This is a genomic window from Streptomyces sp. NPDC041796, from assembly GCF_055590785.1.
Genome location: NZ_JBVJAH010000008.1, coordinates 107,445 through 121,348, shown reverse-complemented (window position 1 = coordinate 121,348; position 13,904 = coordinate 107,445). Strand labels below are relative to the sequence as shown.

Here is a 13,904-nt window from a genome sequence, read left to right as displayed (position 1 = left end):
TTCCTGCTGCCGGACCGGTGTGCGCCTTGGACTTTATGCCGGACGCCGCCGGCGGGCGCTCGGGCAGGGTGGGGATGCCAGCCTCACCACAGGCGCTGTCCGGGCGGAGCGAGCCGCAGCTGGCCTTCGGGGATGAGGGAAGCCACGTCCTGGCCGCGGGCAGTGGCGATGATGACCTGCAGTCCTGGCGCCATGTCGGTGAGCTTGACCAGGTCCTGCACCATGAGCCGCAGGTCCTTGCTGTCGACTTCCTCGGCTCCAGGGGAATCTACGATCAGAAGTCCTGGGTGCCGGCCGACACCGCTGCGGATGCCGTGCCGCAGCAGTGCCGTCGTGGTGACGATCTTCAGCCGCAGCTGTTCGCCTTCGGTAAGGGAGCCATAGGGGTGCTGCTGGCCGCCCTTCCACACCGTCAGGGTGGCGCCAGTGCCCAGTTCGACACGTTGGAGCATCTCCAGCCCGAGTGCACGGCCCATGGTGACGATGTCCTGCTCAACATCCCGGAGGACCTGCTTCAGCGCCGCGGTCCGGCGGGTGTGCGCGGCCTTCTCCGCCGATTTCAGGACCGTGTTGGCTACTTCCAGGGGAGTGATGTCGATAGCGGCGTCCAGATGGGTGAAGCGGCCCTTTCGCTCGGCGACCGCTCCCTCCAGGCGGGCCACGGCCAGCTCCACGGCCCGCCGTTCGCCGGTTCCAGGGTCCTTAAGCGCCTCGTTGAGGGCAGCCTCCGCCCGGTTGACGGCGTCGACTGCGGCCGACGCCCGCGTTTGTGCTGCGGCCAGGGCACTGGCGGCTTCTTCCGCTTCCTGCTGGACGCCGGCCAATGCCTGTCGCAGGGTTTCCGGCGTGTCCTCCTCTTCCTCTCCGTGAGCGTCATCGTGGTCGGAGGGGTCTGGCAAGCGGGAGTCGCAGAGCGAACAGTGTCCCTCCTGCTCGCGGGCCCACTGATCCTTGGAAACCTTCGTGTCGCAGCGAGGGCAGATCGTCGGCGTCAGGGTGTGAAAGAACGCTTGGGCCAGCACTGCCTCCTGAACGGTCTGCACAGCCTGCGCGAGGCTGTGTCGCTGCTCCTCCAAGGTGTCGTGACGCAGACGGGTCGCCGCGAGTTGGCGCTGCGCCTCGCTGGCCGCGGCCGTGGCGTCGGCCAGCGTTCGGTAGGCCACGCCGAGGTCGGCGGCGGCCTGACCGTGATCGGGCAACGCCTCCAGGCGGGCGCGTTCGGCGTCCAGCTGCCGGGTCAGCTCGCCCAGCTGGGCCCGCCGTGCCTCGGCGTCGGCCGCCGCTCGCTGGCGAGCGGCGGACAGCTGAGCAGCCACCACCTTCTGGGCCACCGAGGCGGCGACCATGGTCGCCGCCCACGGGGCACCCAGGAACAGCTCCAGCAACCGGGTTGGCAGCGCATTCTTCGAGTCGTTGCCCAGCAGATGGCCCAGGCCCTTGCGATTGATGTACAGGCCGCTGGCGTAGGAAGGCCAGGACAGCTCTCCAGTGACGGGCAGCGCCTCCACGTCTCCACGGGCCTTCTGCTGGGTACGCAGGGGCTCCAGCCCCAGACGGTCCAGCATGAACGCGTCCATCGACTCCTCGAACGCCTTGACTCCGTCGAACGAGACCAGGACGACCCCGGTCTGCTGGGAGACCACCCGGCCGGCGGGTACGCCGTCGGTCACCGTCATCGCCACCTCGAGCGGCTCGGCATCCAGAACGAACTCGCAGCGCACGCGGCGCAACCAGCTGCGCACATCGCGCTGCAGGCCCGCCCGGCCGCGCAGGCACCACAAGATGGTCTCAAGGACGCTGGTCTTGCCCGCCTCGTTCTTCCCCGTCGAAGCCAGACACCACACACCGGGCCCGGGCCGCCACTCGAAACGGAAGGGGATGTCGGCCGTGTCCTGCTGCTGGCCCTCCGGCGCAGGCCGGATTCCCTCGAACTCCACAGCCGTCACCAGGATCCGATGCGGACGCGGTAGCGCCGTATGGGCCCTTACACCGTGCTCGGCAAGCACCGCACGCACGACCTCTACTGGCTGCCGGGCTGCCTTGGCGATTTCCGCCAACCATGCTTCAACCGGGCCCGTGGCATCGTCCTCGACCTGTGTAATGCCCTGGCTCACGCTGCTAGCCCCTCCCGTTCGAGTGCCGCCTCCAGACGCCGTCTCACCCGCGCGGTAATGCCGCCGATGAGCCGGCCTTCCGGAGTGCCCGCATACTCCTCGTGCCCGTACTGCAGTGCCTTCAGCTGCCCCCCGGACATGCCCTGCGCTGCAATGGACACATACGTGGCCTGCTGGTCGTACCAGGCAAGGAGCGGCTCCGTTGTCCGCAGCTCCTGCGCCCGGATGGCCCCGGCTTCCAGCAGGTAGTAGTCCCGGCGCCGCACCTTCCCGTCGGATACCCGCCCGGCTCGCCGGATGGCGATCAGCTCCAGATGCCGCAGCACACTCAAGGCGTTGTTCAACTGCTCGAATGCACCGTGCCGTCCGCGCAGCATCCGGTAGGTGTGCAGCGCCGGTTCTCGCTCCTGCAACACCGCTCGCGCGTCGAGGAGGCGCTCTCCGGGCAACCGGCCCTCTTCCCATCCGGAGATGATCAAGTTGGCGAGATAGTCCGGGTTGCGGATGAGGAAGTCGAGCTTCTGCAGCTTCCGCTCGGACTGGATCACCTTGACCGCCGACGGCGGCACGTCTCCGCCGGTATCGCACCCATCACCGAGCCGATCCAGGATGAAGAGCATGCGCACCGCTGTCTGCCCAGTGGTCGGAGCGACGATCCCGAACACCCCCTGATCCAAGCCATCGCAACCTCACGCACCGCCACCGCTTCGCCACGGGACGCATGCGTGCAGTGACCATACAGGCCCAACATCGACATAGGGAGATGTTCAACAAAGACTGCCTTGAACATCGTCGGCGTCGCCAGCATCGGCTCTGGGACGTGCAGGACCATGCCCTTCTGGTTCCGCTGCGGGACTCCGGCGCTAGGCAGCCTGCAGGGACGTTTGGTGGCGGGAGGCGACGGCACGCAGTTCTTCGGCCACGGCCCTGATGCCGTAGGTCATGAGAGGGTGTACGGCGCTGACATCACGTCCGCCGTCCCAGAGCCCCTTCGTCGGCGTACGGAAGGGAATGACGGCTATCCCTCGGGCCGCGAACGTACCCACCTCGAGGTAACGCGTGCCGCCGGTCCCGCAGAGGTACCCGCGCGCCCGGGTGACCGCTGCGAGGCCGGCGAGTCGCTGTGACCGCTCCGAGCGGGCCGGTAGCTGGCTGCTGTACAGGATCCGGCCTTCCCATCCCACCAGGTTGAGGAGCATCCGCGCGGACGCCTCGGCCACATCGGCGGTCTTGTCCGACTGCCGGAACTGGACCAGCGCGGAGTCCAGCTCATACCTGAGAACCGGCCAGTCAGGGCAGCTGCCGTAGTGCTGCGCGAGCATGTACATGACTCGCCGACGGGACGTTCCGGGTCGGCCAGCACGGCATCCCGGATGATGGTGGAACGACCATGAGGGAGGTGGGTCGGGATCGAGAGCCATTGGTGCCGGCCTGGGTGGGACACGCTGGCCAGCCGGGCTCGGTGCTGGTAGTCGCGGCGGGTGAACTGGACGTCGTCGAGCACGATCCAGTAGTCCGCCGCGAACAACTTGGCCAGGGTACTCAGCCGAGGCAGGAAGTTCGGCTGGTGGATCGCGCACAGACCGCCGGGCAGGGGCAGGTCATGAAGCGATGAGTCTGCTGGTGAATCCGGCGCGGATGAGGGACTCGTAGGCGGCATGTACGTCCTCCGGGACATGCTGCTCGATGGCGAACCCGAGCTTCGGGTACTCGATGAGGCGCTGGAGGTCACCGACGAGCATGTCAATGACGAGCTTCTCGTCGCCGATGCTCTTGAGATAGTCGTCGAACTCCATGGGCTCCGAGGCGCAGGTCACCTCGACCTCGGGCCAGAGCTTGCGGGCGGTGGCGAAGGAGCGGCGCTCCATGTACGGCTTGGCGACGAGGAGCACCGCCTTCGGGGTGATGCCAGCAGATGCGAGAGCCTCGCGGGACAGGGTGATGTTCTGGCCTGTGTTGCCGGCGTTCGGCTCCACGAGGATCGCACTGTCCGGCACTCCGAGGGCGAGGGCGTGCTCGCGGAAGTGCACGGCTTCCCCTCGGGGGAACACCTTGGCGGTGGTGGGGCTGTTGCCGCCGGTGAACACGAGAGTGGGGAACAGGCCGGCGCGGTACAACTCGGCGCTGAAGGAAGCCACGCCCAGGTCGTGGCTGCCGAGCCCGATCGCGACGTCGACGGGGCGCACGTCGTTGCATCTGGTGGTAGTCCCAGACCAGCTTGGCGTTGCTGATCTGCTCCTCGGTGATCGCCGGCTGGTTGTCGGTCACTCGCTCGTCTCCCTGGTCACCGTCGCGTGGGGCGGGCTGCCCCGTCGGCCGTCCTCCGAATGTCCGTGATGCTGCGGAGCTGGTGGCTCAGCCCGTACTGGGCCGCCTCCCTGGCAGCAGCGTCGAGGACGTGTAGCCCATCATCCAGGGTGGCGGGATCGGAGAGCAGGATGTGGCCATACGCGGTGTCCAGGCGTACCCGCTGCATGGGCGATTCCGTGACCCCCGTACTGCGGGAAAGGTCGATGAGGCGAAGGGCGGCGTCAAGGTTCCCGGAACCGCGGTGAGCGAGGGCCAGCTTCTGTTGCGCGACCGACCAGTCCTCCTGCTCGGAGAGGTCCTCGAAGGCGCGGACCGCTGTTTCCATCACGCTGACCGCGTAGTCGTGATTGCCTCCTTGCTCAGGGCGGTGCCCACCCACAGACGGGCACGGGCACGGTCACGAGGGGACAGTCGGTCGTCGGCGGCCAGATCTTCGTACTGGCGCGTCGCTGTCTCAAGTTCGCCGACCATCTCCGTGACGACGGCGAGGGAGAGATCGAGCTGAGCTATGCGCCGCGGAATCTCCAACTGCGTATAGAGCGATCGAGCGTTGGCGTAGGAGCGCTGTGCCGAGAGAGGGCCGATGACGGCCCCTTGGTCCCGCATCAAATCTCCCTGTAACGCGGTGGAACGCGCCAGCAGGGACAAGCCCCGTTCATCCAGTTCCGAGGCTTGGTACCGAGAGGTCCAACGGTGCAGCAGAGATTCTGCGAAGGGGAAGTTCTGACGTGAGGCGGCCACGACTGCGCGTTCGATGTCGTCGGCCCAGGTCTCGTAGTCCCAGGCTCGCGGGCGGGGAATGATGACACGCCCGGCCGCTGCCAAGGAGGTACTCCCCTCGGCGAGTTTGACAAGCTCTGTCTCGAAACGCACATGAGTCGCCGCGTTGGCCGGGGCGAGCGCTGTGTCCAGGATGGCCTGGCTCTCCGTGTTGGGCCGCCTCTTGGCCAGGAACTTCTCCCAGTTGCTGACCGTGTTGACCGAGACGCCCAACTTTTCGGCGAAGGCGCGCACGCTCAGGCGGAGAGCCTTGCGGAGGGCAAGCGCCTCCAGGCCGGTCCATTCATGAACGGTCGCCACGTGCCACTCCTTTCCGTCGCCATCGAAGCACGCTGTGTCGCGCCAGGTGGACGGAAGTGGGACAGAAGTGGGACGGCCGTGGATTCCCCGTCGGCCCGGCCGCCATCAGGCTCGAAGTGCCCCTCCCGACGACGGCCCGATGGACGGTCATGATCACGGAACCCCTCACGGAGCAGCGGAACGTCACCGGTCCGCGAGTGTTCGGCTTCCTGCGTCTGGTGCGTGTGTCACGCGCTCGGCAGTTGGCCCTGACGACAGCGATCACCGAGTATTGCCGTCGTCACGAGCTGACGCTGGCCGGCGTCTACATGGAGCGTTGTTCGGCCACGCCGTCCGCGTTCATCGGCATGCTCGATGCCCTCACAGCCACCCGGTCCTATGGGGTCGTACTTCCCACCCCGTCACACCTCGGGCCCAAGGCCATAGCGGCTGAACGGCGCAGCCAGCTGACCGAAGCCGGCGCCCATCTGCTGCTGATTCGCGGTGAGCAGACGGCTCCGCCGGGTGAAGCCTCGCCGACCCTCGCCGCCGGAGGCACCGAGTGATGGATGCCTGCCGGTACGGCCCTGCGCGACAGCTGTCGTTGGCGCCCGCTCGGGCGGCTACGTCCCATCGGGCCGCCAGTCTCGGTTCCGGACGATGTCCCGAGTCAGCGTTCGGCGGCGTCCCTCCAGTAGTCCTTCAGCATCTCGCCGGGCCACGCGGGCTGGGTGACGGTGCCCCTCGGCAGGAACTCCTCGAAGGCCGCCACAAGGTCCACCACGAGGGTGCCGTCGTCGGCGTCGAGGTCGGTGACGTGCAGGTCCCGACCGTCAACGCGGAGCAGCCGTGGGAACGAGGTCGCGAGCCGGGCGGGGCGCCGGTGGTTGTGGTGCACGAAGGTACCCGTCGCAGGCCACGCAGGGTTGTTGCGCGGGCTGCGGGCGTGGAGGGCGACGTCTTCGGGGGAACCGAAGTTGAAGAACCAGGTGACCTGGAGGTGGGAGAACTCCTCGATCCCCTGCAGCGTCTCCTCCGGGTACTCCGGTCGCAGTCGGATGATCGACTCCACACCGCCCTTGAAGTCGTCGAGCCGCCCCTTGTGGCCTCCGACCACATCGGCGATCACCGGCACCTCGATGAACTGTGTGGACACGGGTTCCCCCTTCTGCGCTCGCGGCACGGCGAGGCGGTCGGCCACAGCATGCCCGCCTTCACCACCATGGCGCCGTCAGGCTACTCGTTCGAGTACGGTCTTCGCCCGCTCGTCGATCTCCGCCGCCGCGCCGATTCCCCGATTCCGGAAGGGGGACAGCACCCGACGCATGTTCACGGCAGCTTCGCGCGCTCTGCCCGACTGCACCCCTTCCATCGCGTCCAGCGCCTGTGTCCATGTGTGGCACGCGGCCTCCACGTTTCCCTGGCGGGCCTGAACGGTGCCCATGTAGCCCAAAGTCACCGCGTGGGTCCGGCTGAAGGTGTCGGCCTTCCTCGTCAGCACGCTGTTATTGAACTCGCGGAGCGCTCCGTCGAGATCGCCGAGCGTCCAGAGTGTGCGGGCGGTCTCGTGGGCCAGGGAGGCCCGCTGGAAGAACCACACCCGACTCGGATCATCGTCACCGGTCTCTGCGGCAGCGAGGTCGTCCTCGGCCCGGAGGAGCGCTGCGATCGCGACACCCTTCTGCCCGTCGGCGGCGAGGCTGCGTGCCTGCACCACGCCGAGCAGTGCCCGCTCGCGGGGGGTCGCCAGGGTGTACCGCTTGCGCTCGACGGAGGCCGTGGCGAGGTCGACGGCGACCCCTGGGTGGCCGAGATCCGTTGCCTGGTGCGCCATCGCTCGCAGGATGTGGCCGGCGAGCGGAGCGTCGTCGGCTTCGGCCGCCAGCTTCAGGGCCAGCGTGAAGTATCGCCGGGCGGGCTCGTGGTGGGAGGCGTCGAAGCTCATCCAGCCTGCGACATAGACCGCTTCGGAGGCGGCGGCGAGGAGGGCGCGACGGGTGTCGTCGCTGGTGAACACGCCGCCGATGTACCTGGCTACGTCGTCGACGAGGTACCGGTACAGAGCCGTACGGCCGTCCATGCCGCCGTGTCGCTGGTCTCTCCGGGAGAAGAACTCTGTCATCTCACGGACGGCGGCGACTTCTGCGGCCCCTACCCTGCGGCTCGTTGCGGATTGACGGGACTTTGCACGCTGAGGGGCCTCATCCCACCACTGTTGTCCGGGCAGGACGAGGCCGCCCACCGAGTAGGCAGCGCCAGCCAGCAGTCGGCGGCGTTCGAGGTCCACGTCGCTTCTCCCAAGGTCTACCAGCGCATCCAGCGTATCGACGTTCCACTCCGACGCCGAGACTGCACCCGCGTCCGGCACGGAGAGCCCGATCTCAGCTGGAGTGACGGGGCGTTGGAGCCGCCGCGACAACGTCTCGCACAACATAAGGGGCGCTCTGCCCGAGGGCTGTGTTCCCGCCACCCACATGGCGATATGCGAGCGGCTGGTGCCCAGCAGTTCCTTCGCTTCCACCTCGGCCGCGACCCTCACGAAGGCGGCCGCCAGCTTCGGCTGCGACCAGCCGGTTTCCGCGATTGCGTCAGCCAGCTTCACGTTCCGCTCGCGCGCCATCGAATACCTCGGTTCACCAAAACGATCTTTGACGGGTTTGACGGCCCCGGCAGCCGCCCGGAGATACCGCCGCGATGTGATCCACGGTTCGCTCGTGGTCAACGAAACCACCAACTGCCTTTGTCCGGGAGGGAACCGGTGAAGACCAGCCACACGACTGGCGTCGACGCCCGGACTGCTTCGAGCAACCCCCGCGCTGCCTCCTTGACGTCCGACGAGCGGTACTTCAGCTACCTCCGCCGGCGGCCGTGCTCGCGGAGAACCTCCGCCGCTTCGACCGCTCCGACAAGACCGCCGATCGAGTCCTCCGCGGGCTCAAGCACACGTGGTGAGAAGGCAAGCATGGACCGAATCGAAAGCCTGAGCAGCGTCATCAGCGCCCCGGAACGCCAGAAGCGCCTGACCCTCATTTCCAACGACAGGGCGCCGGGCATGGCTCGGTCCTTTACGCGCGAGGCGCTGACGGCGTAGGGGGTGGAAGACCTCCTCGACCAAGCCGTGCTGATCGTCAGTGAGCTCACCACCAACGCCGAGCGCCATGGACGGACTCCGGCTGATGGTCGGAGCCGGGAGGACGAGCACGTCGACGAGATCACGCTGACGATCGCCCTGCAGGCCGACGTCGTGGGGATCGAGGTGGAGGACAACTCCCCTGAGCCCCCGGCGCCTCGGATTTCCTCGCTCTACGCGAGCAGCGGACGGGGCCTGCAGCTCGTGTCGGCAGCGGCCGACACCTGGGCTGCCTGCCCCACGGAAGACGGACGCGGCAAAAGGGTGATCGCCTTCGTGAGGCGCCCCGAGTCACCCATCACCTCCTGACCACCTCCCCTTGGAGACCCGTGATGCCATCCTGGCTTGCGCCCTCGCCCACGCCGACCTCCGGCGGAAAGAGGCTGGGCCTCAACACCGAAGCCGCACGTGTGTTGCTGCTCGACCTGGACGGCGTGCTCGTCGACACCCGCCCGGTCATGGAAAGCGCGTGGCGCCAGGTCCGTGAGGACCACGGCCTCGACGTGCCGTTCGAGGAGTACGAGCGCCATTTGGGCCGGCCCTTCGCCGACATCATGGATCAGCTTGGGCTCGATGACGCCGAGCCGATCCACCAGACCTACTCGAAGGCGTCGACGGCCGCCTCTCATCTGGCCCGACAGTTCGATGGCGTGGCAGAGGTTCTGCACGCTTTCGCCGCTGCCGACTGGCTGCTGGGGATCGTGACGTCCAAGCCATTGGACCGAGCCACACCTCTCCTGGCCCAGCTCGGCGTCCCGTTCGCCTCGGTACGCACCCCGAACGGAGTGGGGCGGGGCAAACCCGCACCCGACCCGATCCTGCTCGCCCTGGTCGACCTCGGCGCCGACCCGGCCGACGCGCTGTACGTCGGGGACATGGCAGTCGACCAGGAGGCGGCCCTCCGTGCCGGCGTCTCGTACGTACACGCGGGCTGGGGCTACGGCACCCCGAGCTCCCCGGCCCCCGTCGTCGCCGAATCGCCGAAGGACCTGCTGCGCTTCCTGAACACCGGGCCGTTCGTCGAAGGGAGCCTGGTGTGACGCCGCCCAAGGGGAACGCCCTCGGCATCGCCCGGGTCGAGTCCAATGGCAAACCCTTGTGGGCGCTGGTGGGCGGGGGCGCGCTCGCGACCATGAAATCCGACCGGATCACCACGTCCGCACTGGAGGCTCTGCCGTTCGACCCGGACGAAGCGGAAGCATGCCCACATCGGCCAGACCCCCACCGATCGCGACCGCGAGCGCGATATCCAGCAGGTCCTTCTCCCGGTCGTGCACCGCCCGCGGCTACACCCTCGACTGAACCCTTTGAGTTTCGGATCAAATAGGTCCACAGCACATTCTCGCAAGGGTCGATGAGGATCGCCTCGTCCCGGTCGTGGGCGGCTCCGGTCGTGCTGTAGACGCGAACGCCGATCTCGAGGTAGACGCCCGACCGGCGGTCCTGGTCCTGTGCGGCCGCGATGGCGGTGGACTCGTGGGACTTCTGGGTCTTGACGGCCTCCTCGGGCTAGATTACGATCTTCGCTCCGGCGGTGGCCTCGCGCCGGGTGGCGGGCCAGCAGGTCGTTCTCCACGGCGTTCATGGCGGGTTCGGCCTTCGCGGGGGGTGCCGTGGCGATGTCCGGGACCTGGGCGAATGACCTGGCAACCGATTGACCGTGCGCCGGCTCCACCAGCCGCACGTGCCCCGGGAAGGCGTCTCACCATGGCGGAGTTGGAATTCCCGCTGGGGCAAAGGAACCGCCGTGTCCAGGCTGCTGTGGCCGTCGTCAAGGGACGGCTGGTTTCCGACAGTGCGTCCATCACGGGGATCCCCGCGTTACGGTCCGCGAGACACGTCACCGCAGTGAGGTCGATGGCACGGCGGCAACGGCGGGTGCGACCCGCAACGGCCCGCCACCGAGGGTGAGTCGTGCGGACTTCGGGCCCGTGGAGGACACGCTCGATGTGGGAGCCGATGTACCGGCGAGGTCACCTCTGACCTGCCACATGAGTTGCTGTACACGGAGACCGCGGGCCTGACCGGCGTCCCGAAAGCCCTGGTGATGCCACGCGGAACAGTGCGGCGACCCGTGTCGGAGAACACCGCTCAGTGCCGACGGTCCCAGAACGGGGTGTCCCAGCGTTGTTCGCGTCGGTACTGTGCGGCTTTGGCATGCAGATACTCGGCGTGGACGGCCGTGATGCGCCGAGCGTAGGCAGGCAGGGCACCGGTGTCACCGGCCCGGTCCGCGAGGATCGCACGCGCTGCGGCCAGGCCGGTGGCCAGGGCGGTGATGATACCCCGGGCGGCCAGGGGGTCGGTCGCGGTGGCGGCATCGCCGACTGCTGCCCAGCCCGGTCCGGCCGCCGGACTGGTGCGGGCGGAGCCGGCGGCCAGCACCCGCAGCCGCTGGGGTGGGCCCTCCCAATCGGAGATGCGGTCCTGGATGTGACCGGCGCGCTGCGCCTGGGCCCACCACACGCCCGGATTGAGCAGGTGCAAGCCGGTAAGGAGGTCGGCGTCGGTCATGGCCATCACCACCCGTCCACCGTCGGGCAGCGGGGCGGTGTACCACCAGCCCCAGCGAGTGGACTCCACCAGCGACGTCCGGTCCGGCTCAGCCGCCCCCACCCCCGTCGTCGGCGGGCCCAACTGCCCGACGACCGCCATCAGATGGTCCGAGCGGATCACTGCCGCTCCGAGACGGCGGGCCAGCCGCGCCGACCGGCCCGTGGCGTCAACGAGATAGCCGGCCTGCAGCACACTGCCGTCACCCGTGGTGAACTGCCAGTGGTCCGGTAGCCGCCGGACGGTGCGGACGCGCCCGGCATGCCGGCAGACACCTTCGGCTCGGGCCGCCTCCAGGATCGCGGCGTCGAACCGGGCCCGGTCCAGGTGCCAGCCCTCACCGTACGGCCCGAACGGGAAGTCCGTCGCGGTGAGCGCATCCCGGCCCCAGGCGGCGTGGTTGCCGTAGCAGGCAGCGTGCCCATCGGCGGCGAGACGGTCGAGCATTCCCAGCCGTTCGAGCAGTGGGCGGGCGGCGGGAGCAAGACTTTCCCCGACCCGCCAGTCCGGTGCGTCCGCCGGGGCCACGAGGGCGACCCTTGCCCCGGCCCGGACAAGGGGCAGCGCGGCCGCGCACCCGGCGGGGCCGCCACCGGCGATGAGAACGTCGTAGCGCTGGATCCTTGCGCCGTCGTTCGACCCGTTGCTGCGCACTGCGCCGCTCCTGGCCGGGCCGGCCTAGCCGGGTTCGGGAGCGGTCCGCTCCGTCTCGACGAAGATCTCGCGGCCGTCCGGACCGCGCCGGGCGACGATGAACCCGAGAGTGCTCCACTTCTCGACCATCTCGTTCATCCCCGCACGCGGGTGCTTACCATCGCTGACACCGCGGTCCCACTCCTGGAACGCCTTGGCCGCGTCCTGAATGAGCGCGTCATGCGCCAGCTCGGGAAGGACTTCATCGGGGCGGGCAGCCGGCCACCAGTGGTCCATGCACATGTAGAAGTCGGCCTGCCAGGGCAGGGCCATGTACTTGGTGATATCTCCGGCGACCAGGTCCTCGCGCAGCCGGAAGGGCTCGGCCCAGGTGGCCGGGTTATCAGCGATATACGTCATCTCGATGCCCGGGAAGAATCCCCCGCCGTTGCCCGCCTCCAGCGCAGCCCGTACGAGGGCGTGTGGCTGGTCTGCCGGCGCGATGGCCTCGAAGGGCACCGGCGTGGGCATGCCCGTCCAGTCGGCCAGGAAGTCGCCGACGGCCCAGCGGCGCATCCGCTCGTACTGGCCGGGCAGCAGCGACAGCCAGGTCCGCGGCTCGCCGAGCCTCCGATGGCCGTCCTCGTCGCGGGAATCGCCGATCGGATCGCCACCGTCGCCGGCGAGGACGGGCATGAACCCGCTGTTGGCCTGGTTGACGTCCATCAGGCCAGGTGACGGCCTTCGCAGCATGTCGAAGACGGCCTGACGGAAACCGGTGTTGGCTTCGGTGTTCGAGGACAGCCGGGCGAGGCGGGTAGGCGTGAGGAAGTTGCGTCTGGGATCGCCGTGCATCACTCGCGCGCTCTTGTTGACCCACGCCAACGCGACCGGGCGGGCGAGCAGCGGGTAGATGTCGCGGGTGAAGGAGACCTCCGGCGGTGCGGGCAGCCGGCCCGACACGCGGGCGACCTCCACGGCGACGTCGTACAGGGTGATCAGGCTTGGGGTGTCGGGGACGTGGTCGGGCGGGGCCACCACGACGCAAGCCGGGGTCACCGGTATCTGGCGCCCCTGCGGACCCAGGACCACGGTTGCGCTGACCCGGCCGTCGGAGATGTCGTCGTACCAGTAATCATTGTTGGCGTAGTCGTGGATCGGGTAGTACGGCTCGACCGAAGCGGACTTTCCGAAGCCGCCGAGGACGAGGAGCCGCCCGGCGTCGTCGGTGCGCAGTTCGCCCAGCGGTACCGGGGTGCCCAGGAAGGTCCCGGTGTCGAACCGGGCATCTGTGCCGTCCTGCGAGGGACCGGTCACGCTGCGGGGGCCCGGCCGGATGGCCAGCCGTGCCCGAGCGGAGGGATCAGCCGGATCAATGTGCTGGTTACGGCGGTTGGAGTCTGCGGTGGACTCGCGGAAGCGACCGGCGAACTTGAACCACTCGCCCTTGGTGTTGGCCAGTTCAGCGGTCCAGGTGATCTGCGCGTCGGCCGAGGTGAGCTCGCCCAGGACAGTACCGGCCTGGTCATAGGCGTAGATGCGGAACCTGGCTGCCTGGCGTTTGATCCGCCCTGCGGAGTCCTTGAAGCCGCCGTCGGGCCGCGACCGTATGCCGGGAGCCTCCGGGCCGATGAAGAAACCGTCGGGACTGTTGCCCAGCCGGGCGATGCCGATCGTGGGATGGACCTCGCAGTGCACGACGTCATCGAGATTCATGGCTGCTCCCGGTAAGAGGGACAGATGTCAGCAGATGGGAGGAGTCCGGCAGCAGAATCGGAGACACGGAAGGCTTTGGGGCTCAGCTTGAGGGGGAGGCCCGCACCGGCTTCCGCTGCGAAGCTCATCTGCCGTTCCAGCAATGGGCCCTCTGCAGAGCCACATCAAGGCTTGCACAGAGCCTCGATGATCGCATGCAAGGTCGGGTCACGCCCGCTGGAACCCTGCCGCATACGCACATCGGTCCGAGATGCATGACACCCAGGCCCGTCGCATGATGGGAGCAGGTGTAAGCCCCGGCAGGGCACGCCCGTTGACCTGCCGCCGTCGTCCCACCGCGGCGGGCCAACGGCGGCCTGACGGAGGGGGCGACGGATCACCGACCGCGC

11 protein-coding genes and 3 pseudogenes are annotated in these 13,904 nt (G+C 68.4%); 4 read left to right on the top strand and 10 right to left on the bottom strand.

The features are described 5' to 3' along the window. Positions 1-83: 83 nt before the first annotated feature. The 6 genes and pseudogenes from ACZ6C1_RS18135 to ACZ6C1_RS18110 all read right to left on the bottom strand — a co-directional run bounded on the left by ACZ6C1_RS18135 (position 84) and on the right by ACZ6C1_RS18110 (position 5,504). Positions 84-2,114, bottom strand: coding sequence for a hypothetical protein (locus ACZ6C1_RS18135; RefSeq protein ID WP_469242084.1), 2,031 nt, complete (start codon positions 2,112-2,114; stop codon positions 84-86). Then, entirely contained in the window at positions 2,111-2,734 is a 624-nt protein-coding gene (locus tag ACZ6C1_RS18130) for a hypothetical protein (protein WP_469242083.1), read from the bottom strand. The genes ACZ6C1_RS18135 and ACZ6C1_RS18130 overlap by 4 nt, the downstream gene beginning before the upstream one ends. A gap of 243 nt (positions 2,735-2,977) precedes the next feature. After that, positions 2,978-3,442 carry a WbqC family protein gene (locus ACZ6C1_RS18125; RefSeq protein WP_469242082.1) on the bottom strand — a complete coding sequence of 155 codons (465 nt, stop codon included), beginning with the start codon at positions 3,440-3,442 and terminating at the stop codon, positions 2,978-2,980. Between the two features lie 80 nt (positions 3,443-3,522). Continuing rightward, positions 3,523-3,774: pseudogene (locus ACZ6C1_RS18120) on the bottom strand (WbqC family protein); the annotation flags it as partial. Next, a pseudogene (locus tag ACZ6C1_RS18115) lies at positions 3,716-4,382 on the bottom strand (YdcF family protein). The pseudogenes ACZ6C1_RS18115 and ACZ6C1_RS18120, both read right to left, overlap by 59 nt. A 16-nt stretch (positions 4,383-4,398) precedes the next feature. Then, positions 4,399-5,504, bottom strand: a pseudogene (locus tag ACZ6C1_RS18110) (helix-turn-helix domain-containing protein). Positions 5,505-5,653: 149 nt separating this feature from the next. Here ACZ6C1_RS18110 and ACZ6C1_RS18105 point away from each other — a divergent pair. Then, entirely contained in the window at positions 5,654-6,049 is a 396-nt protein-coding gene (locus ACZ6C1_RS18105; protein ID WP_469242081.1) for a hypothetical protein, read from the top strand. A 104-nt stretch (positions 6,050-6,153) separates the two neighbouring features. Here the strand turns inward: ACZ6C1_RS18105 and ACZ6C1_RS18100 are convergent, their stop codons facing one another. Together ACZ6C1_RS18100 and ACZ6C1_RS18095 are read right to left on the bottom strand one after the other, a co-directional pair. Next, entirely contained in the window at positions 6,154-6,639 is a 486-nt protein-coding gene (locus tag ACZ6C1_RS18100) for a TrmO family methyltransferase domain-containing protein (protein WP_469242080.1), read from the bottom strand. A 75-nt stretch (positions 6,640-6,714) separates the two neighbouring features. Continuing rightward, a complete protein-coding gene (locus ACZ6C1_RS18095) occupies positions 6,715-8,103 on the bottom strand; it encodes a Tat pathway signal protein (RefSeq protein ID WP_469242313.1) in 1,389 nt (462 codons plus the stop codon). Between the two features lie 342 nt (positions 8,104-8,445). Between ACZ6C1_RS18095 and ACZ6C1_RS18090 the strand changes: the two genes are divergently transcribed. Genes ACZ6C1_RS18090 through ACZ6C1_RS18080 form a run of 3 tightly spaced genes read left to right on the top strand, consistent with a single transcriptional unit; the run spans position 8,446 to position 9,653 of the window. Next, positions 8,446-8,574, top strand: coding sequence for a hypothetical protein (locus ACZ6C1_RS18090; RefSeq protein WP_469242079.1), 129 nt, complete (start codon positions 8,446-8,448; stop codon positions 8,572-8,574). A gap of 3 nt (positions 8,575-8,577) precedes the next feature. After that, positions 8,578-8,922 (top strand): ATP-binding protein, encoded by a 345-nt coding sequence (locus ACZ6C1_RS18085; RefSeq protein ID WP_469242078.1) that lies wholly within the window; start codon positions 8,578-8,580, stop codon positions 8,920-8,922. A 23-nt stretch (positions 8,923-8,945) separates the two neighbouring features. Beyond that, positions 8,946-9,653 carry an HAD family hydrolase gene (locus tag ACZ6C1_RS18080; RefSeq protein WP_469242077.1) on the top strand — a complete coding sequence of 236 codons (708 nt, stop codon included), beginning with the start codon at positions 8,946-8,948 and terminating at the stop codon, positions 9,651-9,653. Between the two features lie 1,051 nt (positions 9,654-10,704). Here the strand turns inward: ACZ6C1_RS18080 and ACZ6C1_RS18075 are convergent. Both ACZ6C1_RS18075 and ACZ6C1_RS18070 read right to left on the bottom strand, forming a co-directional pair. Beyond that, positions 10,705-11,820: an NAD(P)/FAD-dependent oxidoreductase gene (locus ACZ6C1_RS18075; protein ID WP_469242076.1), complete on the bottom strand. Its 1,116-nt coding sequence runs from the start codon at positions 11,818-11,820 to the stop codon at positions 10,705-10,707. Between the two features lie 24 nt (positions 11,821-11,844). Beyond that, on the bottom strand, positions 11,845-13,515 hold the full coding sequence (locus ACZ6C1_RS18070; RefSeq protein WP_469242075.1) for a LodA/GoxA family CTQ-dependent oxidase: 1,671 nt from the start codon (positions 13,513-13,515) through the stop codon (positions 11,845-11,847). Positions 13,516-13,904: the final 389 nt, after the last annotated feature.

What these genes read in the sequence shown, in the direction of transcription:
- ACZ6C1_RS18130 (WP_469242083.1), bottom strand. Translation starts at nt 2,734, where the DNA reads ATGCTCTTCATCCTGGATCGGCTCGGTGATGGGTGCGATACCGGCGGA.
- ACZ6C1_RS18125 (WP_469242082.1), bottom strand. Translation starts at nt 3,442, where the DNA reads ATGTACATGCTCGCGCAGCACTACGGCAGCTGCCCTGACTGGCCGGTT.
- ACZ6C1_RS18105 (WP_469242081.1), top strand. Translation starts at nt 5,654, where the DNA reads ATGATCACGGAACCCCTCACGGAGCAGCGGAACGTCACCGGTCCGCGA.
- ACZ6C1_RS18095 (WP_469242313.1), bottom strand. Translation starts at nt 8,103, where the DNA reads ATGGCGCGCGAGCGGAACGTGAAGCTGGCTGACGCAATCGCGGAAACC.
- ACZ6C1_RS18090 (WP_469242079.1), top strand. Translation starts at nt 8,446, where the DNA reads ATGGACCGAATCGAAAGCCTGAGCAGCGTCATCAGCGCCCCGGAACGC.
- ACZ6C1_RS18080 (WP_469242077.1), top strand. Translation starts at nt 8,946, where the DNA reads ATGCCATCCTGGCTTGCGCCCTCGCCCACGCCGACCTCCGGCGGAAAG.
- ACZ6C1_RS18070 (WP_469242075.1), bottom strand. Translation starts at nt 13,515, where the DNA reads ATGAATCTCGATGACGTCGTGCACTGCGAGGTCCATCCCACGATCGGC.